The organism is Pseudomonas sp. StFLB209 (assembly GCF_000829415.1).
In the GTDB taxonomy this organism is placed as follows: domain Bacteria; phylum Pseudomonadota; class Gammaproteobacteria; order Pseudomonadales; family Pseudomonadaceae; genus Aquipseudomonas.
Map to the genome: position 1 here is coordinate 2166359 of NZ_AP014637.1, position 22147 is coordinate 2188505.

The following is a 22147-nucleotide window of genomic DNA, read 5'->3' on the forward strand; positions in this document are numbered from 1 at the left end:
TGCCGTGTTCTAATGCCCTCCCTCCTGTTCAAGAGTCATCGCAATGCGTCGTTTCATCCGTCTGCAACTGTTGATTGTCGTTGTATTGCTGTTGGCTGCCCTGGCATTTCTGGCCAATCGTGAGTTTCGTCTGGTCGAGCGTGCGACCTTCAACTGGAATCTGTTCTGGCAATCGGAATCGACCGCTGCCATTGGCCTGAGCGAGTATCGGGTGGTGATTGAAGGCAAGGTCATCGAGGGCCTGGAAGATGATGTCTCGGCACTGAGCTACGATCCTGACCGTAAGACCCTGTTTACCGTGACCAACCAGAACAGCGAGCTGGTCGAGTTGAGCCTCGATGGCCGGATTGTTCGGCGCATTCATCTGGATGGGTTTGGTGATGCCGAAGCCGTCGAATATATCCGTCCGGGGGTCTATGTCATCAGTGACGAGCGCCGCCAGCGGCTGATCCAGGTGCAGGTCAATGACGACACCCGCAGCCTTGACGCGACTCAGGCCGAAACCCTGACCCTGGACTTCAATGCCGGTAATAACAAAGGCTTTGAGGGGCTGGCTTACGACACCAAGGGCCAGCGCCTGTTTGTCGCCAAAGAGCGCGACCCGGTGCAGATCATCGAAGTACGCGGCTTTCCCAAGCTGCAGCCCGACACGCCGACGTCCCTGGAAGTGATCTCCAATCGCCAGCGCGATGCCGGAATCTTCGTCCGTGATCTGTCCAGCCTGCAGTTCGATGAGCGCAGCGGCCACCTGCTGGCGCTGTCAGATGAGTCGCGACAGATCCTGGAACTGGACATCGAAGGCCGCCCGGTGGGCAGCAGCTCGCTGAAAAAAGGCCAGATGGGCCTGAGCAAGACCGTGCCACAGGCTGAGGGCATTGCCATGGATGATGCGGGCACGCTGTACCTGGTCAGTGAGCCGAATCTGTTTTATGTGTTTCGTAAACCTTAAACGAGCGCGTTGTGCGGCCTATGAAACTGCCAAAACGCGTTGAGGCTCGCAGGCGCTTTAACCCCTGCGAGCATCCTGTCAGCGGCTCAGGCTTTTGACACCTTCGGCAGTCCCGAGCAGCAACAGGTCGGCCGGGCGGGCGGCGAACAGGCCGTTGGTGACCACGCCGACAATGGCGTTGATCTGGCTTTCGAGTTCTACCGGGTTGGTGATGCTCAGGTTATGCACGTCGAGGATGATGTTGCCGTTGTCGGTCAGCACGCCTTCACGGTACACCGGGTCGCCGCCCAGCTTGACCAGTTCACGGGCCACGTGGCTGCGGGCCATGGGGATGACTTCGACTGGCAGTGGGAACGCGCCCAGCACAGGGACCAGCTTGCTGCCATCGGCAATACAGATGAAGGTCTTGGCCACGGCGGCAACGATCTTCTCGCGGGTCAGGGCGGCGCCGCCACCTTTGATCAGGTTCAGGTGCTCGTCGCTTTCATCGGCGCCGTCGATGTAAAACTCAAGGTCGCTGACGGTATTGAGTTCATAGACCGGAATGCCGTGGCCTTTCAAGCGTGCAGCGGTGGCCTCGGAGCTGGCGACAGCGCCGTCGAAGGCGACTTTGTGTTTGGCCAGGGCATCGATAAAGCAGTTGGCGGTGGAGCCGGTGCCGACACCGATGATGCTCTTCTTGTCGATTTTGGGAAGGATGAAATCGACGGCGGCCTGGGCGACGGCCTGTTTGAGTTGATCCTGGGTCATGCGGGCTCCACGGTGCCGAATTTGGAAAAAGTGTCAAAAGGGCTGCCATTATAACGATGGCCGCATGGTAAAGCCCTGTCATTCGTATGGTCGTGCGTCGGGAGCAGGGGTTAAACTCCACGACCTTGCCACTTTGGTCTGTGATGTCGCCGCGATGCTTGAACACTACGTCAAGAAGATCCTCACCTCCCGCGTCTACGACGTGGCCATCGAAACCCCGCTGCAGGGGGCTCGCCAGCTGTCTGAGCGGCTCGGCAACCAGATCCTGCTCAAGCGCGAAGACCTGCAGCCGGTTTTCTCCTTCAAGATTCGCGGCGCCTACAACAAGCTGGCGCAACTGAACGCGGCAGAGACCGCCCGTGGCGTGGTCACTGCCTCAGCCGGCAACCATGCTCAGGGCCTGGCCCTGGCGGCGCGGGAGCTGGGCATCAAGGCGGTGATCGTGATGCCCAAGACCACCCCGGAAATCAAGGTCGAGGGCGTGCGCTCGCGCGGTGGCCAAGTGGTGCTGCATGGCGACTCGTTCCCGGAGGCGCTGGCCCATTCACTGCGGCTGGTCGAGGAACAGGGGCTGGTCTATGTCCACCCCTATGACGACCCCGACACCATCGCCGGGCAAGGCACCGTGGCCATGGAGATCCTGCGCCAGCACCCTGGCCAACTGGACGCGATCTTTGTCCCGGTCGGTGGCGGCGGGCTGATCGCCGGCATTGCCGCGTACGTGAAATACCTGCGCCCGGAAATCAAAATCATCGGCGTCGAACCGGACGACTCCAACTGCCTGCAAGCCGCCCTGGCTGCTGGCGAGCGGGTGGTGCTCAACCAGGTCGGGCTGTTTGCCGATGGCGTGGCGGTGGCGCAGATCGGTCAGCATACCTTTGAGGTCTGCCGGCACTACGTCGACGAAGTGATCACCGTCAGCAGCGACGAAATCTGCGCGGCGATCAAGGACATCTACGACGACACCCGCTCGATCACCGAACCTGCCGGTGCGCTGGGCGTGGCGGGCATCAAAAAGTACGTCGAACAGCGCGGCGTCAGCGGCCAGACTCTGGTGGCCATCGACTCCGGGGCCAATATCAACTTCGACCGCCTGCGCCATGTCGCCGAGCGCGCCGAGCTGGGTGAAGGCCGCGAAGCCATCATTGCGGTGACCATCCCGGAGCGGCCCGGCAGCTTCAAGGCGTTCTGTGAAGCGATCGGCAAGCGCCAGATCACCGAATTCAACTACCGCTACCACACCGACCGCGAGGCGCACATTTTCGTTGGCGTGCAGACCCACCCGGAGCGCGACCCGCGCAGCGCGCTGATCGCCAGCCTGAGCGAACAAGGCTTTCCGGTGGTCGACCTGACCGACAACGAACTGGCCAAGCTGCACATCCGCCACATGGTCGGCGGGCACTCGGAGCGGGTCAGCGACGAAGTGGTGCTGCGCTTCGAATTTCCCGAGCGGCCGGGCGCGCTGTTCAACTTTTTGAATAAACTGGGCGGACGCTGGACCATTTCGATGTTCCACTACCGCAACCATGGCGCAGCCGATGGCCGGGTAGTGGCCGGGCTGGTGGTGCCTGCCGAAGAGCGGCATCTGGTTGGCCAGGCGCTGAACGAAATCGGCTATCCACATTGGGATGAGACCGATAACCCGGCTTACCGGCTATTTCTAGGCTAAAGGTATTCTCGTAGCTGCTCTTGTAGGAGATGCTCGTAGGAGCTGCTTTAGCAGCGAACAAAACTGCACAGATAACTCCGCTCCTGCATCGCTCAAAGGAGGTCGCTTCATGGACACCCTGATCGCTCTGAAAACCCTGCACATTACCGCGCTGCTGGCTGCGCTGGCTTGCGCCGCCGGGCTGGCCGTCTGGCTGATTCGGGGGCGGCGGGCCGGCAATCTGCTGATTCATGAACGTCTGCTGCAACGCCCGTCATTATGGGCCTGGCTGGGCATGGCGGTAAGCCTGGCCATTTTGCCGTTCAGCGGCTGGTGGCTGGTCCATGGTCTGGGCCTTTCACTGGGGCAGGGCTGGATTCTGTCCAGCAGCCTGCTTTATAGCGGCGGCATCATTGCCTGGGCATGGCTGGTGCTACGCCTGACGAGAGCAGCGGCTAAACAGCGCTTCACCTTGGTGCTGGCTGCCGTTGCCGCCCTGTGTTTTATCGTCATGGCGCTGCTGTTGATCGTCCGTCCGGGCTGAGTCGCAGGTTCGCGGGCAGCGTTGAGAGCCGGTTAGCCCCTGAAAATACTGAAAAAAGCATCAATCAATACGCGCTTTTCACAAGACTTCAGATAAGGTGTCAAGGCTCGTTGCTGGTTTGAGGGGCTTTGTGGAACAATGCGGCGACATGCGTTTGCGAGGTTGTTGCCGTGATCGACCCCGATGGTTTCCGTCCTAATGTCGGGATTATTCTGACAAACGATGCTGGTCAGGTCCTATGGGCTCGGCGTATTAACCAAGATGCCTGGCAGTTTCCCCAGGGTGGTATCAACCCCCAGGAAACGCCAGAAGACGCGCTGTATCGCGAGTTGAACGAAGAAGTGGGTCTGGAGCGCGATGACGTTGAAATTCTCGCCTGTACCCGTGGCTGGTTGCGTTATCGCCTGCCGCAGCGCTTGGTGCGTACCCATAGCCAGCCGCTGTGCATCGGCCAGAAGCAAAAATGGTTTCTCCTGCGCCTGATCTCCAACGAGCAACGGGTGCGGATGGATTTGACCGGTAAACCGGAGTTCGATGGCTGGCGCTGGGTCAGTTATTGGTACCCGCTGGGCCAGGTGGTGACATTCAAGCGCGAGGTGTATCGGCGCGCACTCAAAGAGCTTGCCCCGCGCCTGCTGGCGCGTGACTGACACGGAGTTCGACCCCGAGCCATGCTCAATACGCTGCGCAAGATCGTCCAGGAAGTTAACTCCGCCAAGGATCTCAAGGCGGCGTTGGGCATTATTGTGTTGCGTGTCAAGGAGGCCATGGGCAGCCAGGTCTGTTCGGTCTACCTGCTTGATCCGGAGACCAACCGCTTTGTACTGATGGCCTCCGAAGGCCTCAACAAGCGCTCCATCGGCAAGGTCAGCATGGCCCCCAACGAAGGTCTGGTCGGCTTGGTCGGTACCCGGGAAGAGCCGCTGAACCTCGAAGACGCCGCTGCTCACCCCCGTTACCGCTACTTTGCCGAGACCGGCGAAGAGCGTTACGCCTCATTCCTCGGCGCACCGATCATCCACCACCGGCGTGTGGTCGGGGTGCTGGTGATCCAGCAAAAGGAGCGTCGCCAGTTCGACGAAGGCGAAGAAGCCTTCCTGGTCACCATGAGCGCGCAGCTGGCCGGGGTTATCGCCCATGCTGAAGCCACCGGCTCGATTCGTGGTCTGGGCCGTCAGGGCAAAGGTATTCAGGAAGCCAAGTTCGTCGGTGTCGCCGGTTCGCCCGGCGCTGCCGTCGGCGTGGCGCTGGTCAGGCTGCCGCCGGCAGACCTTGATGTCGTGCCGGACAAGACCGTCACCGACATCGATGCCGAGCTGGCACTGTTCCAGAACGCCCTCGAAGGCGTGCGTAACGACATGCGCACCCTGTCGGCCAAGCTGGCCACCCAGCTGCGCCCTGAAGAGCGGGCGCTGTTCGACGTCTACCTGATGATGCTCGACGACGCTGCGCTGGGCAGTGAAGTGACCAATATCATCAAGACCGGCCAGTGGGCACAAGGCGCCTTGCGTGCGGTGGTCACCGAGCACGTCAACCGCTTCGAGCTGATGGACGACGCCTATCTGCGCGAGCGCGCCTCGGACGTCAAGGATCTGGGCCGGCGTCTGCTGGCCTACCTGCAAGAAGCGCGGCAACAGGCGCTGGTCTACCCCGACAACACCATTCTGGTCAGTGAAGAACTGACCCCGGCCATGCTCGGTGAAGTGCCCGAGGGCAAACTGGTCGGTCTGGTCTCGGTCATGGGCTCGGGTAACTCCCATGTGGCGATTCTGGCGCGGGCCATGGGCATTCCCACGGTCATGGGCCTAGTCGACTTCCCGTATTCGAAAGTCGACGGTATCGACCTGATCGTCGATGGCCACCATGGTGAGGTTTACACCAACCCCAGCGATATCCTGCGCAAACAGTTCAGCGTGGTGGTCGAAGAAGAGCGCCAGCTGTCCCAGGACCTCGACGGCCTGCGCGAGCTGCCTTGCGTGACCCTCGATGGCCACCGCATGCCGCTGTGGGTCAACACCGGTCTGCTGGCCGATGTGGCCCGTGCCCAGCAGCGTGGCGCCGAAGGCGTCGGGCTGTACCGCACCGAAGTGCCCTTCATGATCAACCAGCGCTTCCCCAGCGAGAAAGAACAGCTGGCGATCTACCGCGAACAGCTATCAGCCTTCCACCCGTTGCCGGTGACCATGCGCAGCCTGGATATCGGCGGTGACAAGGCGCTGTCCTACTTCCCGATCAAGGAAGAGAACCCGTTCCTGGGCTGGCGCGGCATCCGCGTCACGCTCGACCATCCGGAAATCTTCCTGGTCCAGACCCGCGCCATGCTCAAGGCCAGCGAGGGCCTGAACAACCTGCGCATCCTGCTGCCGATGATTTCCAGCACCCACGAAGTGGAAGAGGCGTTGCACCTGATCCACCGCGCCTGGGGCGAGGTGCGCGACGAAGGCGCTGACGTGCCGATGCCGCCGGTCGGGGTGATGATTGAAGTGCCGGCAGCGGTTTATCAAGCCCGTGATCTGGCGCGCCAGGTGGACTTCCTTTCGGTGGGCTCCAACGACCTGACTCAATACCTGCTGGCGGTAGACCGTAACAACCCGCGGGTGGCTGACCTCTATGACTACCTGCACCCGGCGGTCCTGCAAGCCCTGCAAAGCGTCGTGCGTGACGCTCATGCCGAAGGCAAGACCGTGAGTATCTGCGGTGAAATGGCTGGCGACCCGGCAGCGGCGGTGCTGTTGATGGCGATGGGCTTTGACAGCTTGTCGATGAACGCCACCAACCTGCCCAAGGTCAAGTGGATGCTGCGCCAGGTGCAACAGAGCAAAGCCCAGGAGCTGCTGGCGCAACTGATGCAGAACGACAACCCGCAGGTCATCAGCAGCTCGTTGCAGCTGGCTCTGCGCAATCAGGGACTGGGTCGCATGCTCAATCCGGGCTCGGTCAAAGGTCATTGACCCTGCGCAGCGCCTACACGCTGATATCCACATCGCCCAACCTCGCACCAAACGGCCCGAAACTGCGCTCGATTATCCGTTGTTGCCCATCCGCGCTAACGATCAGTACGGTACTCGCCCGTGTCCCATAGTTACCGCTGGTGATAAACACGCTCGACAGCAAGATTTCCGTCTGCAAGCCAACCCCGGTGTCCGGCAATTGAGCCTGCGGCGCGGGTTCGGCATCGGCCAGTAATTTCAGCAGTCGTTCTGGCTGGGGGTCATGCAGATTGCCCTCCAGCGCCGCCCGAGCCTTGCGCAGCTTGGGCCAGGGTGTATCCAGCCGGGCATTGGATAACCCGTAGACCCCCGCTTGCAGACATACAGGCTGCGCCTCTTGCGAGTTCAGGTAGTGCAACTCGTCGAGCGTGCCAGCCAGCAGATTGAAGCCACTGTATTGCCCGGCACGCGCCGCGACATCAGCCAGATACTGCGCAGGCGACTGGCTGCCGGCCAGATAATCTGCAACCAGTTCGCCCCGCGAGCGATGGCCCAATGGCTGGTCGGGGTCGCGGATATTGGTCAGCGCGGCAAACCGCCCGTTTGCCGTTATGCCTAGCCAGGTCCCGCCGGCCTCCAGGTCGCGGCCGGCATGAATCCCGTCGGTAGCTTCCCATACCGCCAGTGGCCGGGCAGGGCGGGCATAAAATTCGTCACGGTTGGCGGCTACAATCAATGGCTGCGCGTGGCCGGGGCGCCAGGCGAACACAATCAGACACATACGTCGCTCCTTTGGAAGATGAAACTGTAGCCATCTTCAGACGGTCGCGGCTAGAGCGTCACGCCATGCTCCGGTAACATGCCCGGCTTATTAAGTTGCCAGAACGGCATCTCACCAAGGAGTCGCAATGCTGCCTTACCCGCAGATTGACCCGGTAGCGGTATCCCTCGGACCGCTGCAAATTCACTGGTACGGTTTGATGTATCTGGTTGGTATCGGCGGCGCCTGGTGGCTGCTGTTGCGTCGGGTCAATGCGTTCGACCCGAGCTGGACCAAAGAAAAAGTCTCCGACCTGATTTTCTGGCTGGCCATGGGCGTGATTGTCGGTGGGCGGCTGGGTTACGTGCTGTTCTACGATCTGTCGACCTACCTGGCCAACCCGCTGCTGATTTTCGAAGTGTGGAAAGGCGGCATGGCCTTTCATGGCGGCTTCATCGGCGTGATGATCGCGGCCTGGTGGTTTGGCAAGCGCAACGGCAAGACCTTTTTCCAGTTGATGGACTTCGTCGCACCGGTGGTGCCGATCGGCCTGGGGGCCGGGCGTATCGGTAACTTCATCAACGCCGAACTGTGGGGCAAGGCGACCGACGTACCGTGGGCCATGGTCTTCCCGCCGTTCAGCGACCCGGCCCAACTGGCACGCCACCCGTCGCAGTTGTACCAGTTCGCACTGGAGGGTGTGGCGCTGTTCATCATCCTCAACCTGTATATCCGCAAGCCGCGTCCGACCATGGCGGTATCCGGGATGTTCGCCATGTTCTATGGCATCTTCCGCTTTATTGTCGAATTCGTACGCATGCCCGACGCGCAGCTGGGTTATCTGGCCTGGGGCTGGGTCACCATGGGGCAGATCCTCAGCCTGCCGATGATCATCGCGGGTGCGGTCATGATCTGGCTGGCCTACAAGCGCGACCCGGCGGCCCACAAGGCAGCCGTCTAATACTGAAACGCCGGGCCTGATTGCCCGGCGTGTTCATTCAAGCAGGTGATTTATGAAGCAATATCTGGAACTCGTCGCCCACGTGATCAAACACGGGACCTTGCAGGCCAACCGTACCGGGGTGAATACCATCAGCTTCCCCGGCGCGATGCTGCGTTTTGACCTGCAGGAAGGTTTCCCGGCGATTACCACCCGGCGCCTGGCATTCAAGGCCGCCATCGGCGAGATGGTCGGTTTCCTGCGCGGGGTGAATAACGCCGCCGAGTTCCGCGCGCTGGGCTGCAAGGTCTGGGATCAGAATGCCAACGAAAACGCCCAGTGGCTGAACAACCCGTTCCGCCAGGGCGAAGACGACCTGGGCGAGATTTACGGCGTGCAGTGGCGTAAATGGCCGGCCTACAAGCGCATTGCCGCCAGCAACAGCGCCGCCATCGAGCAGACCCTGGCCCAGGGCTACCGGCAGATCGCCGAGTCCGAAGAGGACGGCCAACCGTTCGTGGTGTTGTACAAGGCCATCGACCAGATCCGTCAGTGTGTCGACACCATCATCAACGACCCAGGCAGCCGCCGCATTCTGTTCCATGGCTGGAACTGCGCCCAGCTGGACGAAATGGCCCTGCCGCCGTGCCATCTGCTGTACCAGTTGCACCCCAACCCGCAGACCCGGGAAATCTCCCTGACCCTTTACATCCGCTCCAATGACCTGGGTCTGGGCACGCCCTTCAACCTGGCCGAGGGCGCTGCGCTGCTGAGCCTGATTGGCCGCCTGACCGGCTACACACCGCGCTGGTTCACCTACTTCATCGGCGACGCCCATGTGTACGAGAACCACCTGGACATGCTCAACGAGCAGCTCAGCCGCGAGCCGTACGCGCTGCCGAAACTGGTGATCTCCGACCGTGTGCCGGACTTTGCCAAGACCGGCGTGTACCAGCCCGAGTGGCTGGAACTGATCGAGCCGTCTGACTTTACTCTTGAAGGCTACCAGCACCATGCGCCGTTGACGGCGCCGATGGCGGTGTAAGCAACGCTGCCAACTGACTGGCCAGTGCCGCCGCCTGCTCGGCACTGGCCACGTTGGTAAAGCCCAGCATCAGTCCTTGCCGGCCTTCATCCTCCAGATACCACTGCGACAGTGGCTGGACGGCAATCCCGGCCTGCTGCGCCTGCTCAGCAATCGCCACGTCGTTACCTTCGCGCAGTCGCGCCAGCACGTGCATGCCGCCAGCCTGGGTGTCGATCTGCAGTTTTTCGCCGCACGCGGTCTGCAATGCCTCGACCAGCCACTGCCGCCGACGTGCATACAGCCGGCGCATTTTGTTCAGGTGCCGGGCGAAATGGCCTTCAACAAGAAACTCACAAACCGTGGCCTGTTGCAGCAGCGGGCAGTGGTTGTGCAGGCGGTCGGCCTGGCAGGCGAAGGTGGCGGCCTGTTCTGCGGGCACCACCAGGTAGGCCAGGCGCAGTCCGGGAAACAGCACTTTGCTGAAGGTGCCGGTGTACAGCACCCGGCCTTGCTGGTCGAGGCTCTTGAGGGCGGGTAGCGGTTTGCCTTGATAGCGGTATTCGCTGTCGTAGTCGTCCTCGATGATCCAGCTGCCATTGCGGTTGGCCCAGTCCAACAGCGCCAGGCGGCGCGGCAGGCTGAGGGACACGCCCAGCGGGCTTTGGTGGGTCGGGGTGACCACCGCGAAACGGGCGTCGGGGGCCCGGGCGATGCCTTGGGCGACATCCAGACCGTGCTCATCCACCGGCACGGGTATCAGTTGCGCGCCAGCTTCCAGCAACGCATGACGGGCCATGAAGTAGCCCGGCTCTTCCAGCCAGCAACGGTCACCGGCGCGCATCAGGGTATGGCTGATCAGGTCCAGGCAAGCGCGATACCCGGCGCAGACGAACACCTGTTCCGGCCGGCAGGCGATGCCGCGGGATATCCCCAGATAAGTGGCAATGGCCGCGCGTAGCGGCCCGTGGCCCTGCGGGTCGGGGTAGACCAGGCCTTCCAGACCGCTGCGGCGCAGTTGCCGGCCGGCCAGCCGGGTCCAGAGCTTGCGCGGGAAGGCATCCAGGGCCGGCACGCCCATCTGCAAGGGCATTGGCAGGCCGCCACTGTGGTTCGACAGGTAAGTGCTGGGGCTGGTTGGCGTGGCCAGATTTGGCATCGTCAGCGCTGGCAGTTGCGGGCTGACGATGGTCCCGGCGGCGCCTCTGGCCAGCAGGTAGCCTTCGCCAATCAGCAACTGATAAGCCGTCTCGACCGTGCCTCTGGCCAGGTTCAGCTCTGCCGCCAGGGCGCGTACCGCCGGCACCCGCTCGCCGGGGCGCAGGCGGCCATCGGCGATGGATTGGCGAAAACGCTGATACAGCTGGCGATAGATCGGCTCAGGCTGATTGCGGTCCGGTTCGAAGGCGTGTGACATGGCCTAGTCGTTTAATCATTTTTCGGCCCTGTAGCTTAAGCCATTCGCGGCCTAGAGTAAGCCATCTTCTGAACATCACGAGTGACCGCGATGAACTGCACCTTCTTGCACCTTGAAGACCCTCAGGCCCTGGCGGCCAGTTTCGGGCTGATGCGTGTGCTACGCCCGCACCTGGACAACGCTGACGCCTATGTCGCGCAACTGCAACGGCAGGCCGGCCAGGGCTATCGGTTGCTGGCCGCGATGCAGGATGCACAGATTGTCGGGCTGGCCGGTTACCGTGAGCTGGAAAACCTGCTGTATGGCCGCTTCGTGTATGTCGATGATCTGCTGATCAGCCCGGCGTTACAGCGCAGCGGGCTGGGAGGGCAACTGCTCGATCAGGTTCGCCAGCAGGCCCGGCAGCTGGGCTGCGATCATTTTGTGCTGGATACCGGCCTGCACATGGCCTTGGCTCAGCGCTTCTACTTCCGCCAGGGGCTGCTGGCGAGCGGTATGCACTTTACCCAGCGCCTGCGGGCCGGGGGTACGCTATGAAGCGGGTTCTGCTCATCAACGCCAGCCCCATGGGCCAGGATTCCCACGCCCATCGTCTGGCTGAAGAACTGCTGGCCAGTTTGGGTCACCAGCAGGTGGATATCGAACGGCTTGAGCGCGATCTGGGACGCGACCCATTGCCGCCGCTGTCCGCCGGCTACGCCCAGGCGCTGACCACGGTCACGCCGTTCGACGCGCCATTGTTCGAACTGTCCGAAGCATTGATTGGTGAACTGGAAAACAGCGATGTGCTGCTGATCGCCACCCCGATGCACAACTTCACCGTGCCGGCGGCGCTCAAGCTGTGGATCGATTACGTGCTGCGCATTCACCGCACCTTCAGCGCAGGTCCCGATGGCAAGACCGGGCTGCTCAAGGACCGCCCGGTGTATGTGCTGGTCGGCTCCGGCGGCTTTCATCAGGGCGAGCGCGCCAGGCAGCCGGACTTTCTGACGTCCTACTTGCGCCATGTGCTCAACACCCTGGGGTTGTTCGATGTGCATTTCAGCTATTTGCAAGGCCTGGTGTTTGGCGCTGAAGCCGTCGAGCAGGCCCTGCATGAGGCGCGTACCCGGCTACGGCTGGAACCGCTGTTCAGGCAACTTTGATCATTTCTTGTACAGGAGCTAAACCATGAGCCAACTCAGACTGCCGTTTTCCACCCTCTCACCAGCGGCCTATCAGGGCCTGTTGGCCACTAACAAGGCGCTGGTCGAAGGGCCGCTGGGCCTGCCGCTGGTAGAGCTGGTGTTCCTGCGGGTTTCGCAGATCAACGGCTGCGCGTTCTGCCTGGGCAAGCACTCGCAGACCCTGCGCGACAGTGGTGTGGCGCAGAACAAGCTCGATTGCCTGGCCGGCTGGCGCATCAGTGAGCTATTCGATGCGCGTGAACGTGCGGCCCTGGCCTGGGCGGAAACCCTCACCTACGTCAGTGACAAGGGCGCCCCCGATGAGCTGTACGAGCCTCTGCAAGCGCACTTTTCAAGTGCCGAGATTTCCGACCTGACCTTCGCCGTGTCGCTGATGAATGCGTTCAACCGGCTGGCGGTGGGGATGAAACTGTAGGGACTGGCTTGCCAGCAAAGACAGCGGCACATTCGCAGTCGATGCTGCGAGTGTGCCAGCCCCTTTGCTTTTGCAAGCATTACGGCCGTTGGCCGATTTCCACGCTTTGCGCCGTCCAGCCGGCAACCCGTTCACTCAACGACAGGCCCAGGCCGGGGCGGGTCGGTACCCGCATGCGTCCGTCGCGGGTTTCCAGGCGTTCGTTGAACAGCGGCTCCAGCCATTCGAAGTGCTCGACCCACGGTTCGGTCGGGTAAGTGGCTGCCAGGTGCACATGCAACTCCATGGCAAAGTGCGGGGCCAGCATCACCCCGGCCTGTTCGGCCATGGCCGCGACCTTGAGGAACGGTGTGATACCGCCGACCCGCGGCGCGTCAGGCATCAGATAGTCAGCGCCGCGCAGTTTGATGAATTCGGCGTGCTCGGCCACGCTGGTGAGCATTTCGCCGGTCGCGATCGGCGTATCGAACTGCTGGGCAAGGGCGGCGTGGCCTTCGGCGTCGTAGCAATCGAGCGGCTCCTCGATCCATACCAGGTTGTAGGCCTCGAACTGCCTACACATGCGCTGGGCGGTCGGGCGGTCCCACTGCTGGTTGGCGTCGACCATCAACGGGAAGTTATCCCCAAGCTGTTTGCGCACCGTGCTGACCCGCTGGATATCCACCGCGCAATCAGGCTGGCCGACCTTGAGCTTGATGCCGCCGATGCCCTTTTCCCGCGACAGCTCAGTGTTTTTCAGCAGTTGCTCCAGCGGCGTGTGCAAAAAGCCGCCGGAGGTGTTGTAGCAGCGCACCGAATCACGCTGGGCGCCGAGCAGGCGGGCCAGCGACAGGTTGGCGCGCTTGGCTTTGAGGTCCCACAACGCGACATCGAAGGCGCCGATGGCTTGGGTCGACAGGCCGCTGCGGCCCACCGAAGCACCGGCCCAGCAGAGTTTTGTCCACAGCTTGGCGATATCGCTGGGGTTCTCGCCGATCAGCGCCGGGGCGATTTCCTGGGCGTGGGCAAACTGGCCGGGGCCGCCGGAACGCTTGGAATAGCTGAACCCCAGGCCGCTGTGGCCATCTTTGGTCTGGATCTCGACAAACAGCATGGCGATCTCAGTCATCGGCTTCTGCCGACCGGTGAGTACCTTGGCATCGCTGATCGGGTTGGCCAGCGGCAGGAAGACCGACGACACCTTGATCCAGGCAATCTGGTCGTGGTCGGCGGATGGGCGGTCTGGTTGTTGTACGGTCATGTCGCTCTCCTTGAGGGTGTGGATAACTTTTATGGCTTGAGCGCGGCGGACTCGGCCGGCTTGTGGCTGGGTTCAGCTGGCTGGGCGGATTCGTCGAGCTCCATGCGCTTGAGCGGGCCGACGATAAACAGATAGGCAAAGGCGCCAAGCAGGCCCATGGCGGCGACATAGACCAGGGCCATGTCGAACGAGCCCTTGCTGACCAGCAGGCCGATGGCGATGGGAGTCACGATGCTGGCGATGTTGCCGCAGAAGTTGAACATCGCGCCGCTGATACCCATGGCTTGTTTGGGCGAGACATCGCCGACGATGCACCAGCCCAGATTGCCGACCCCTTTGGCGAAAAAGGCGATCGACATCACCAGAATGACCACCGTCACCGACTGGGTGTAGTTGGCGACCACGATGCTGCTCGACAGCAGCAAGCCGCAGATGATCGGGGTCTTGCGTGCGGCGGTGAGGCTAAAGCCTTTCTTGAGCATCCAGTCTGACCAGACGCCGCCGACCATGCCGCCGATAAAGCCCGCCAGCGGCGGGATGGCCGCCACCAGACCGACCTTGAGCATGGTCATGCCCTTGGCTTCGACCAGATAAGTCGGAAACCAGGTGAGGAAGAACCAGGTGATCGAGGTTAGGCAGAACTGTCCCAGATACACGCCGAGCATCATCCGATTGGCGCCGATGGCCTTGGCGCGTTGCCAACTGAACGCCGTTTTGGTGTCGCCGATATTGGGCATGCCGCCACCGGCTTCGATGTAGTCGATTTCGGCGCTGTTGACCCGTTTGTCCTTGCGCGGCTCATGAACCATCTTGAACCACAGCAGGCCGATCAGGATGCCGGCCCCACCGGTCCAGAAAAACACGTGTTGCCAGCCAAAGCTGCTGAGCAGCAGCACCATCAGCGGGGTGAAGGCGGCCAGGGCGAAATACTGCGCCGACTGGAAAATCGCCGTGGCCAGGCCGCGCTCGTTGCGCGGGAACCACATCACCGTGAGGCGGTTGTTGGCGGGGAAGGCCGGCGACTCAGCCATGCCCATCAGAAAGCGCAGCACGAACAGCGCGACGAAAGCCGAGCTGAACAGGTCGACGTAACCCTGCAAAAAGGTCAGGGTCGACCACAGGATCAGGCTGACGCCCAGCACCAGACGCGAACCGTAACGGTCGAGGATGATCCCGCCGGGAATCTGCATGCTGGTGTAGGCCCAGCCAAACGCCGAAAACGCGATGCCCATGGTCAGCGCGTCGAAGCCCAGCTCATTGCGCATGGCGGGGGCGGCGATGGACAGCGTGGCGCGGTCTACGTAGTTGAACACGGTGACGATGAAGATCATCGCCAGGATCAGGTAGCGGACGTTGGTCCTGGCTACCGGGGAGGCTGATTGGCTCACTTTTATTGTCTTCCTTATTGTGATGAGGCGTTGAATGTGGGGTGCCGCCTGGCTCCACTGCACCGTGATTGCTGAATATGATTGCGCAATCATTTGTTAATCAAAAAAACAGGCACCCGGACATGCGGAACACCTGATGAGCGAAGCATACAATGATTGCGCAATCATTCAAGGGTGCATTCGTCGCTTTTGCAAAAAACCAAGGTTCAGGTGGTCTGGCGTTCGATCAACTTGAAACCTGTATCAATACGCACCGGATCGCCGACGTTATCAGCGTTATTGAAGCGTTCGAGCAGGGCTTGCGCGACTTTCTGGCCGATCAATTGGCCGTCGACGCTGACCGTCGACAGCGCCGGATAGACCTGGGCGGCGGCGCTCAGGTCACCAAACCCCATCACTGCCAGATCCTCCGGCACCCGCAGGCCACGGCTGGCGGCTTCGGCCAGCACACCTTGGGCGATGGTGTCGGAACTGCACACCACCACTTCCGGCAGTGGCCCTTGCTCCAGCAACTGTTGCAGGCCGTCGCGGCCGGTTTTCAGGGTCGCCGGCGGGGTCATGACTTGCAGCGGCACAGCGTCGATGCCGTGCCGACCAAGCTCGTCGATCACGCTCTGGCAACGCCGCACACCCCGTGGATCGCCCAGGCTGATGACGGAAAAGCGCCGGTAGCCCTTGCCGAGCAGGTGTTGGGCAATGGCCTCGCCGACCCGCTCATGGGAGAAGCCCACCAGCATATCCAGCGGATCGTCCGCCAGGTCCCAGGCTTCCACCACCGGGATGCCCGACTGAGCCAGGCGCAGGCGGCTGGATTCGGTGTGCAGGGTGCCGGTGAGGACGATGCCATCCGGGCGGCGGCCGAGAATCGCTTCCAGGAGTTTCTCTTCCTGCTCGGCAGAGTAGCCGGTCAAACCCAGCAAAGTCTGGTAGCCGGCCTGGGCCAGACGTTCCATCAGCGCCTGCACCGTATCGGCAAAGATCGAGTTGGCCATGGTCGGCAGGAAGATGGCGACCAGCCGGCTCTTGTTGCTGGCCAGGCTGCCAGCCAGCATGTTCGACACATAGCCGGTCTGGCGCACCGCTGCCATGACCTTCTGCCGGGTCTGCTCGCTGACCACCTCCGGACGGCTCAAGGCCCGCGACACGGTGATCGGCGATACGCCGGCCACCTTGGCGACGTCGATCAGGGTCAGGTTGGTGGAGGGGGCAGCTTTCTTCGGCATGAACGGTCCTGGCTGTGTCGCGGGGCGCTAATGTATCACCTAGTGACCTAGTGACCGTGGCTTCTGCCGACATGTGACGGCTCGCCCTCGGGCGCAGCCACTGCGCCGGTGACCTCCAGCCGGTCAAGAATCGCGCAGTGGTCCGGGTCGTTGTCGTTGCAGCGCTGGCGCAGGTTACGCAACTGCTGTTGCAGCGCCTGCAGGCTGGCGACCCGCGCGTCGACGTGGGCGATGTGCTCGTCGATCAGGGCATTGACGCTCTCGCACTGATCCTGCGGGCTGTCGCGCAGGTTCAGCAGGCGCCGGATTTCATCCAGGGTCATGTCCAGGCTGCGGCAATTGCGGATGAAGCTCAGGCGCTCGACGTGGGCCTGGGTGTACAGCCGGTAATTGCCTTCGGTACGCGACGGCACAGGCAGCAGGCCTTCGCGTTCGTAATAGCGGACGGTTTCGACCTGGGTGTCGGTCAGTTTGGCCAGTTCACCGATTTTCATGAGCAGGATTCCGCGCAGGTGCTTGACCCTATAGTGGCTACAGGGTGTTCACTTGGCAATATCTTGATTTGGAGGATGGACCCATGGGGCAGATCACCCGGCTTACACCTGTGCATAAACATGACGATCACCAACCTGAGCAACCCGCCCACACCCATGGCTGCTGTGGTGGCGCTGCGGCACCGGCGCAGGTGACCTTTGTCGCGGCGGCGGATGGTGAGGCGCGGTTGAGCCAGTTCAGCATCGAGCAGATGGACTGCCCCACCGAACAGACCCTGATTCAGGATCGTCTGGGCAAAATGGAGGGGATTCACAGGTTGGAGTTCAATCTGCTGCAGCGTCGTCTCGGGGTCTGGCATGTGTTGCCCGACACCGCCGCGATTCGTGACGCGATTGGCTCGCTGGGCATGCAGGCTCAGCCGCTCGAAGAGGGCGCAGAGGCTGCCCCGGTAGCGAAAAAAAGTGCCTGGAAGCTGCTGACCGTGTCGGGCCTGACTGCTCTGGGCGCAGAGCTTGTGCATTTCAGCGCAGGGCCGGAGTGGCTGGTGATCGTGCTGGCGCTGGTGTCGATCCTCAGTTGTGGCCTGGGCACCTATAAAAAGGGCTGGATTGCCCTGAAAAACCTCAATCTGAACATCAATGCGCTGATGAGCATCGCGGTTACCGGCGCGGTGCTGATCGGCCAGTGGCCGGAAGCAGCCATGGTGATGTTCCTGTTTACCGTGGCCGAACTGATCGAAGCGCGCTCGCTGGACCGGGCGCGCAACGCCATCAGCAGTCTGATGCAACTGACTCCGGAAACCGCCACCGTGCAGCAGGCCGATGGCAGTTGGCTGGAGCTTGAAGCCAAGGCTATCGGGCCTGGAGCGTTATTGCGGGTGCGGCCCGGCGAGCGCATCGCCCTGGACGGCGAAGTGGTCAGCGGGCAATCGAGCATTGATCAGGCGCCGATTACCGGCGAAAGCCTGCCTGTGGAAAAGACTGTGGGCGACAAACTGTTCGCTGGCACCATCAACCAAGCAGGTTCTTTGGAGTACCGGGTGACGGCTGCGGCCAGTCAGTCGACCCTGGCGCGGATCATCCATGCCGTGGAACAAGCGCAAGGCGCCCGTGCGCCGACCCAGCGTTTCGTTGACCAGTTCTCGCGGATCTACACCCCGGCCGTGTTCCTCACCGCGCTGGCGGTGGCTTTGATCGCACCGCTGTTGTTTGCCGGCGCATGGTTCGACTGGGTCTATCGGGCGCTGGTCCTGCTGGTGGTGGCCTGCCCTTGCGCACTGGTGATTTCCACCCCGGTGAGTATTGTCAGCGGTCTGGCGGCGGCGGCGCGTAAAGGCATCCTGATCAAGGGCGGGGTGTATCTGGAGATGGGTCGGCAGATCGACTACCTGGCCCTGGACAAGACCGGCACCCTGACCCATGGCAAGCCGGTGCAGACCGACTGTGTGGTACTCGACAGCCGGGTCAGCAACGCACCAACCATTGCCGCCAGCCTGGCGGCACGCTCTGACCATCCGGTGTCGCTGGCCATCGCTCAGGCCGCCGATAGCAGTCTGGCGCTGGCGCCAGTCAGCAACTTCGAAGCGCTGGGCGGTCGTGGCGTGGCCGGGGATATCGACGGTCGTCGTTATCACCTGGGCAACCACCGCCTGGTGGAGGAGTTGGGGCTGGGCTCAACAGCGCTGCAAGCACGGCTCGATGCACTGGAGTCGCAGGGCAAGACGGTCGTGCTGCTGCTCGACGAAAACGGCCCGCTGGCGTTGTTCGCGGTGGCCGACACGGTCAAGGACAGTAGCCGCGAAGCCATCGCGCAACTGCATGAGCTGGGCATCAAGACCCTGATGCTCACCGGTGATAACCCGTACACCGCCCGTGCGATTGCCGATCAGGTTGGCATCGACCAGGCCCGCGGCAACCTGCTGCCGGCCGACAAACTGCAAGCCATTGAAGCGCTGTACGCCAACCAGCACCGGGTTGGCATGGTCGGCGACGGCATTAACGACGCCCCGGCCCTGGCGCGTGCCGAAATCGGTTTCGCCATGGCCGCCGCCGGCACTGACACCGCCATCGAAACCGCCGATGTCGCGCTGATGGACGACGACCTGCGCAAAATCCCGGCCTTCATCCGCCTGTCCCGCGACACCTCAGCCATCCTGCGCCAGAACATCGCCCTGGCACTGGTGACCAAACTGATCTTCCTGGCTATCACCTTCACCGGCATGGCCACCATGTGGATGGCCGTGTTCGCCGACATGGGGGTCAGCTTGCTGGTGGTATTCAATGGATTGCGCTTGCTCAAAAAATGAGCAGGCTCTAATGACACGCTATGCAATCGCAGACTTACAGCTACAACGTATCCGTAACTGCATACCCCGGTGGGAGCCAGCTTGCTGGCGAAGGCGGCGGCACATTCGCAGCAGATGCTGTGAATGTGCCGGTCTCGCTGGGCAAGGTCTTTGCGGCTGAAGCGGATTAAAGCCCGGCCGCTCCTACAGGGTTTTGCCTTTCCCGGCATCCGTGTTCGGCTGTACCCAGATGTAATAAGCCAGCACCAGCAACACCACCCATACCGCACCTACCATCAATGCCGCGCGGCTGTTCGGGAACCAGCCCAATACACCAAAGATGAACACCATGAACACAATCGCCGCCGCCGGACCCCAAGGCCAGAACGGCACCGGGAACTGCAGCTTGCTGACCTCATCGGCATTCATTGAACGACGCATGGCCACCTGAGTGAGCAGAATCATCAGCCATACCCAGACCGTGGCGAACGTAGCCAGCGACGCGATAAGCAGGAACACATCCTTGGGAATCAGGTAATTGAGCACCACACCCCCCAGCAAGGTGATCCCCATCACCAGCACCGTCATCCACGGCACGCCCTGTTTCGACAGCTTGGCAAAGCTCTCTGGCGCCTGACCTTCTTTGGCCATGCCGTACATCATCCGTCCGGCACCGAAAATATCGCTGTTGATCGCCGACACTGCCGCCGAAATCACCACGATATTCAACACCGTGGCTGCCGCAGGCATACCCAGATTATTGAAAATCTGCACGAACGGGCTGCCCTGGGTACCGATCTGCGGCCATGGGAACAGGCACATCACCACAAACAAGGTCAGTACATAGAACAGCAGGATCCGCAGCGGCACCGCGTTGATCGCCTGCGGCAGGCTGCGTTTCGGGTCCTTGGCTTCACCGGCGGTGATGCCGATGATCTCGATGCCGCCGAAGGCGAACATCACCACTGCCAGCGAGGCGATCAGCCCGGCCACGCCATTGGGCATGAAGCCGCCGTGTTCCCACAGGTTGCTGATCCCGGTGGACACCTCGCCGCCGGTCGCACTGCCGATACCGAACAGCATGATCCCTGCGCCGCCGACGATCATGCCGATGATGGCGCTGACCTTGAGCAATGACAGCCAGAACTCGGCCTCACCGAACACCTTGACGTTGCACAGGTTCAGCGCGCCGATGAAGAACACAATCGACAACACCCAGATCCAGCGCGGCACCTCCGGGAACCAGAAGCCCATGTAGATACCGAATGCGGTCACGTCGGCAAGGCAGACGATGATCATCTCGAAGGCATAAGTCCAACCCAGCACAAAGCCTGGCAACGGGCCCAGATAGCGGCTGGCGTAGTGGCTGAACGAGCCGGATACCGGGTCATGAACAGCCATTTCACCCAGTGCGCGCATGACCATGAACACCGCCGCACCACCGATCAGGTAGGCCAGCAGCACCGCCGGGCCGGCTTGCTGGATGGCGGCCGCCGAGCCATAGAACAGCCCTGTGCCGATGGCAGAGCCCAGGGCCATGAAGCGGATATGGCGGGCGGATAACCCACGTTTCAAACCATCTGTTGACGTCATTTCTGGTCCAATTCATTACTGGTGTGGCAAGTGACTGCACAGCTGTGCGCAAAAAACTGCCCCTGACAGGCAAGCCCGCCATTCTACGGCAAGAATGCCGTAAGCGTTTTGCGCGATTGCTCAGATCACTTTTACTGCCCGCCCAATGAACTGGATCGGCCCGGTCGGTTTGCCGGTCGATGAGCCGTTGGCGCTTTCCAGGGTCAGCTCGAACAACTGGTTGGGTTGCAGTGGCGGCAGTTTGTCGAGCGGTACATGCAGCGTCTGGCCAGGTTTGACCAGGCCCAGCGAGACCGGGCCTTGCCAGTCATCGCCCTTGGTCCAGAACTCCAGCGCCTTGTCGCTGGGGACTTCACTGACGCTCAGCGGAATCAACTGGATCTGGCGGCTGTCGCGGGTCTGCACCACCCAGCCCGGCGCCTTGTCTTGCGGTGCGACCAGCACCACCACATACGAGGGCTGGCTGAGCGGTGGCTGCATCAGCAGCAGGCTGCCCAGCACCAGCGAGGCCGCCAGCCCGGCACCGGCCAGGCCGCGCCACAGCCCCAGGCTGTCCCACCAGCGCCGGGCGCACTCGGCACTGCGCAGCGGTTCGGCCAGCGACTGTTCGATGCGCGACCACAGTCCGGCAGATGGCTGGACCGGCTCGCACAGTTCGGTCAATGGCAGCAGCCGGGCTTCCCAGGCATCGACCGCGGCTTGCAAATCCGGCTCGACCGCCAGGCGCTGTTCGACCTCGGCCCGTTCGCTGGCAGACAGGGTGCCGAGCACATATTCGCCAGCCAGCTCATGAAGATCGCGATCAGCAGTTGAAGTCATCCCAGGCACTCCCGCAAGGCCGCCAGGCTGCGCTTGATCCAGGCCTTGACGGTGCCCAGCGGCGCGCCGACCTGCCGGGCGATCTGTTGGTGGGTGTAGCCGTCGACATAGGCGTGACAGATACAGTTGCGCCGCACCGGGTCGAGCTGTTCCAGACAATGCTGGAGGCGTCCCGGATTGACCTGCCAGTCGAACGCTTCAGCCTCCTGTGCCGCCAGGCCATGCACTTGATCTTCCTCCAGCGCCACTTCACGCGCGCTGTTGCGGATATGGTTAAGCGCCAGACGGCGGGTCAGGGTAAAGATCCAGCCACGGGCCGAACCACGCTGCGGATCGAACCGGCTGGCCTGCGCCCAGATTCTGATGAACGCGTCATGCACGATATCTTCTGCCTGCGCGCGGTCACGCACGATGCGCAGGACAACGCCCAGCAAGCGGGCGCTTTCCTGATGATAAAGGCGCTGCAAGGCCCCACGCTCGCCACGCGCGCAGGCCTGCAGGGCGGCTTGATAATCAAACTGCGATTCGTACGAGGTCAAAG

The 22147-nt window shown here is 62.1% G+C and carries 21 protein-coding genes; 11 read left to right on the top strand and 10 right to left on the bottom strand.

All coding sequences use genetic code 11. The features are described 5' to 3' along the window. Nucleotides 1-43: 43 nt before the first annotated feature. Complete coding sequence (locus PSCI_RS09965) at nucleotides 44-949, top strand: SdiA-regulated domain-containing protein (RefSeq protein ID WP_045485835.1); 906 nt, start codon at nucleotides 44-46, stop codon at nucleotides 947-949. Nucleotides 950-1027: 78 nt separating this feature from the next. Here PSCI_RS09965 and rpiA read toward each other — a convergent pair whose 3' ends face one another. Next, nucleotides 1028-1699, bottom strand: coding sequence for a ribose-5-phosphate isomerase RpiA (gene rpiA / locus PSCI_RS09970; protein ID WP_045485837.1), 672 nt, complete (start codon nucleotides 1697-1699; stop codon nucleotides 1028-1030). A gap of 154 nt (nucleotides 1700-1853) precedes the next feature. Between rpiA and ilvA the strand changes: the two genes are divergently transcribed. From ilvA to ptsP, 4 genes are all read left to right on the top strand, one after another. Next, nucleotides 1854-3368, top strand: coding sequence for a threonine ammonia-lyase, biosynthetic (ilvA, locus tag PSCI_RS09975; protein WP_045485840.1), 1515 nt, complete (start codon nucleotides 1854-1856; stop codon nucleotides 3366-3368). Nucleotides 3369-3477: 109 nt separating this feature from the next. Further along, entirely contained in the window at nucleotides 3478-3891 is a 414-nt protein-coding gene (locus PSCI_RS09980) for a DUF2269 family protein (protein ID WP_045485844.1), read from the top strand. Nucleotides 3892-4061: 170 nt separating this feature from the next. Beyond that, nucleotides 4062-4541 (top strand): RNA pyrophosphohydrolase, encoded by a 480-nt coding sequence (locus tag PSCI_RS09985; protein ID WP_045485847.1) that lies wholly within the window; start codon nucleotides 4062-4064, stop codon nucleotides 4539-4541. Between the two features lie 21 nt (nucleotides 4542-4562). Further along, entirely contained in the window at nucleotides 4563-6842 is a 2280-nt protein-coding gene (gene ptsP, locus PSCI_RS09990; protein WP_045485850.1) for a phosphoenolpyruvate--protein phosphotransferase, read from the top strand. Between the two features lie 13 nt (nucleotides 6843-6855). Here the strand turns inward: ptsP and PSCI_RS09995 are convergent, their stop codons facing one another. Beyond that, nucleotides 6856-7602, bottom strand: a complete 747-nt coding sequence (locus PSCI_RS09995) for an NRDE family protein (RefSeq protein WP_045485853.1) — start codon at nucleotides 7600-7602, stop codon at nucleotides 6856-6858. Nucleotides 7603-7729: 127 nt separating this feature from the next. Here PSCI_RS09995 and lgt point away from each other — a divergent pair, with 127 nt between their 5' ends. After that, entirely contained in the window at nucleotides 7730-8542 is an 813-nt protein-coding gene (gene lgt, locus PSCI_RS10000; RefSeq protein ID WP_045485856.1) for a prolipoprotein diacylglyceryl transferase, read from the top strand. Between the two features lie 52 nt (nucleotides 8543-8594). Next, nucleotides 8595-9566, top strand: coding sequence for a thymidylate synthase (locus tag PSCI_RS10005; RefSeq protein ID WP_045485859.1), 972 nt, complete (start codon nucleotides 8595-8597; stop codon nucleotides 9564-9566). Here PSCI_RS10005 and pdxR read toward each other — a convergent pair. Further along, a complete protein-coding gene (pdxR, locus tag PSCI_RS10010; RefSeq protein ID WP_045485862.1) occupies nucleotides 9511-10962 on the bottom strand; it encodes a MocR-like pyridoxine biosynthesis transcription factor PdxR in 1452 nt (483 codons plus the stop codon). The two genes, PSCI_RS10005 and pdxR, sit on opposite strands and share 56 nt — an antisense overlap. Before the next feature lie 90 nt (nucleotides 10963-11052). Here pdxR and PSCI_RS10015 point away from each other — a divergent pair, with 90 nt between their 5' ends. Genes PSCI_RS10015 through PSCI_RS10025 form a run of 3 tightly spaced genes read left to right on the top strand, consistent with a single transcriptional unit; the run spans nucleotide 11053 to nucleotide 12564 of the window. Further along, nucleotides 11053-11499: a GNAT family N-acetyltransferase gene (locus PSCI_RS10015; protein ID WP_045485865.1), complete on the top strand. Its 447-nt coding sequence runs from the start codon at nucleotides 11053-11055 to the stop codon at nucleotides 11497-11499. After that, a complete protein-coding gene (locus tag PSCI_RS10020; RefSeq protein ID WP_045485868.1) occupies nucleotides 11496-12107 on the top strand; it encodes an FMN-dependent NADH-azoreductase in 612 nt (203 codons plus the stop codon). Before PSCI_RS10015 ends, PSCI_RS10020 begins: the two co-directional genes overlap by 4 nt. Before the next feature lie 25 nt (nucleotides 12108-12132). Further along, nucleotides 12133-12564 (top strand): carboxymuconolactone decarboxylase family protein, encoded by a 432-nt coding sequence (locus PSCI_RS10025; RefSeq protein ID WP_045485871.1) that lies wholly within the window; start codon nucleotides 12133-12135, stop codon nucleotides 12562-12564. 79 nt (nucleotides 12565-12643) lie between these two features. On the opposite strand, the gene PSCI_RS10030 is transcribed toward PSCI_RS10025, so the two are convergent. The 4 genes from PSCI_RS10030 to cadR form a co-directional block, all read right to left on the bottom strand. Beyond that, on the bottom strand, nucleotides 12644-13804 hold the full coding sequence (locus tag PSCI_RS10030; protein ID WP_045485873.1) for an L-talarate/galactarate dehydratase: 1161 nt from the start codon (nucleotides 13802-13804) through the stop codon (nucleotides 12644-12646). A gap of 29 nt (nucleotides 13805-13833) precedes the next feature. Further along, nucleotides 13834-15135 carry an MFS transporter gene (locus PSCI_RS10035; RefSeq protein ID WP_045494102.1) on the bottom strand — a complete coding sequence of 434 codons (1302 nt, stop codon included), beginning with the start codon at nucleotides 15133-15135 and terminating at the stop codon, nucleotides 13834-13836. Nucleotides 15136-15398: 263 nt separating this feature from the next. Continuing rightward, entirely contained in the window at nucleotides 15399-16415 is a 1017-nt protein-coding gene (locus PSCI_RS10040) for a LacI family DNA-binding transcriptional regulator (protein ID WP_045485876.1), read from the bottom strand. A 47-nt stretch (nucleotides 16416-16462) separates the two neighbouring features. Continuing rightward, nucleotides 16463-16909: a Cd(II)/Pb(II)-responsive transcriptional regulator gene (gene cadR, locus PSCI_RS10045; RefSeq protein WP_045485879.1), complete on the bottom strand. Its 447-nt coding sequence runs from the start codon at nucleotides 16907-16909 to the stop codon at nucleotides 16463-16465. A gap of 83 nt (nucleotides 16910-16992) precedes the next feature. Between cadR and PSCI_RS10050 the strand changes: the two genes are divergently transcribed. Continuing rightward, the gene (locus PSCI_RS10050) at nucleotides 16993-19215 is read left to right on the top strand and encodes a heavy metal translocating P-type ATPase (protein WP_045485882.1); all 2223 of its coding nucleotides are present in this window, start codon (nucleotides 16993-16995) and stop codon (nucleotides 19213-19215) included. Nucleotides 19216-19398: 183 nt separating this feature from the next. On the opposite strand, the gene PSCI_RS10055 is transcribed toward PSCI_RS10050, so the two are convergent. The 3 genes from PSCI_RS10055 to PSCI_RS10065 all read right to left on the bottom strand — a co-directional run bounded on the left by PSCI_RS10055 (nucleotide 19399) and on the right by PSCI_RS10065 (nucleotide 22145). Then, complete coding sequence (locus PSCI_RS10055; RefSeq protein ID WP_045485885.1) at nucleotides 19399-20787, bottom strand: amino acid permease; 1389 nt, start codon at nucleotides 20785-20787, stop codon at nucleotides 19399-19401. A gap of 120 nt (nucleotides 20788-20907) precedes the next feature. Next, complete coding sequence (locus PSCI_RS10060; RefSeq protein ID WP_045485888.1) at nucleotides 20908-21606, bottom strand: anti-sigma factor; 699 nt, start codon at nucleotides 21604-21606, stop codon at nucleotides 20908-20910. Next, nucleotides 21603-22145 carry a sigma-70 family RNA polymerase sigma factor gene (locus PSCI_RS10065; RefSeq protein WP_045485891.1) on the bottom strand — a complete coding sequence of 181 codons (543 nt, stop codon included), beginning with the start codon at nucleotides 22143-22145 and terminating at the stop codon, nucleotides 21603-21605. Before PSCI_RS10065 ends, PSCI_RS10060 begins: the two co-directional genes overlap by 4 nt. Nucleotides 22146-22147: the final 2 nt, after the last annotated feature.

Excerpts from the sequence above, each read along its gene's own strand:
- PSCI_RS09965 (WP_045485835.1), top strand. The coding sequence starts at position 44 with ATGCGTCGTTTCATCCGTCTGCAACTGTTGATTGTCGTTGTATTGCTG.
- rpiA (WP_045485837.1), bottom strand. The coding sequence starts at position 1,699 with ATGACCCAGGATCAACTCAAACAGGCCGTCGCCCAGGCCGCCGTCGAT.
- ilvA (WP_045485840.1), top strand. The coding sequence starts at position 1,854 with ATGCTTGAACACTACGTCAAGAAGATCCTCACCTCCCGCGTCTACGAC.
- PSCI_RS09980 (WP_045485844.1), top strand. The coding sequence starts at position 3,478 with ATGGACACCCTGATCGCTCTGAAAACCCTGCACATTACCGCGCTGCTG.
- ptsP (WP_045485850.1), top strand. The coding sequence starts at position 4,563 with ATGCTCAATACGCTGCGCAAGATCGTCCAGGAAGTTAACTCCGCCAAG.
- PSCI_RS09995 (WP_045485853.1), bottom strand. The coding sequence starts at position 7,602 with ATGTGTCTGATTGTGTTCGCCTGGCGCCCCGGCCACGCGCAGCCATTG.
- lgt (WP_045485856.1), top strand. The coding sequence starts at position 7,730 with ATGCTGCCTTACCCGCAGATTGACCCGGTAGCGGTATCCCTCGGACCG.
- PSCI_RS10005 (WP_045485859.1), top strand. The coding sequence starts at position 8,595 with ATGAAGCAATATCTGGAACTCGTCGCCCACGTGATCAAACACGGGACC.
- pdxR (WP_045485862.1), bottom strand. The coding sequence starts at position 10,962 with ATGTCACACGCCTTCGAACCGGACCGCAATCAGCCTGAGCCGATCTAT.
- PSCI_RS10015 (WP_045485865.1), top strand. The coding sequence starts at position 11,053 with ATGAACTGCACCTTCTTGCACCTTGAAGACCCTCAGGCCCTGGCGGCC.
- PSCI_RS10020 (WP_045485868.1), top strand. The coding sequence starts at position 11,496 with ATGAAGCGGGTTCTGCTCATCAACGCCAGCCCCATGGGCCAGGATTCC.
- PSCI_RS10025 (WP_045485871.1), top strand. The coding sequence starts at position 12,133 with ATGAGCCAACTCAGACTGCCGTTTTCCACCCTCTCACCAGCGGCCTAT.
- PSCI_RS10030 (WP_045485873.1), bottom strand. The coding sequence starts at position 13,804 with ATGACCGTACAACAACCAGACCGCCCATCCGCCGACCACGACCAGATT.
- PSCI_RS10035 (WP_045494102.1), bottom strand. The coding sequence starts at position 15,135 with ATGATCTTCATCGTCACCGTGTTCAACTACGTAGACCGCGCCACGCTG.
- PSCI_RS10040 (WP_045485876.1), bottom strand. The coding sequence starts at position 16,415 with ATGCCGAAGAAAGCTGCCCCCTCCACCAACCTGACCCTGATCGACGTC.
- cadR (WP_045485879.1), bottom strand. The coding sequence starts at position 16,909 with ATGAAAATCGGTGAACTGGCCAAACTGACCGACACCCAGGTCGAAACC.
- PSCI_RS10050 (WP_045485882.1), top strand. The coding sequence starts at position 16,993 with ATGGGGCAGATCACCCGGCTTACACCTGTGCATAAACATGACGATCAC.
- PSCI_RS10055 (WP_045485885.1), bottom strand. The coding sequence starts at position 20,787 with ATGACGTCAACAGATGGTTTGAAACGTGGGTTATCCGCCCGCCATATC.
- PSCI_RS10060 (WP_045485888.1), bottom strand. The coding sequence starts at position 21,606 with ATGACTTCAACTGCTGATCGCGATCTTCATGAGCTGGCTGGCGAATAT.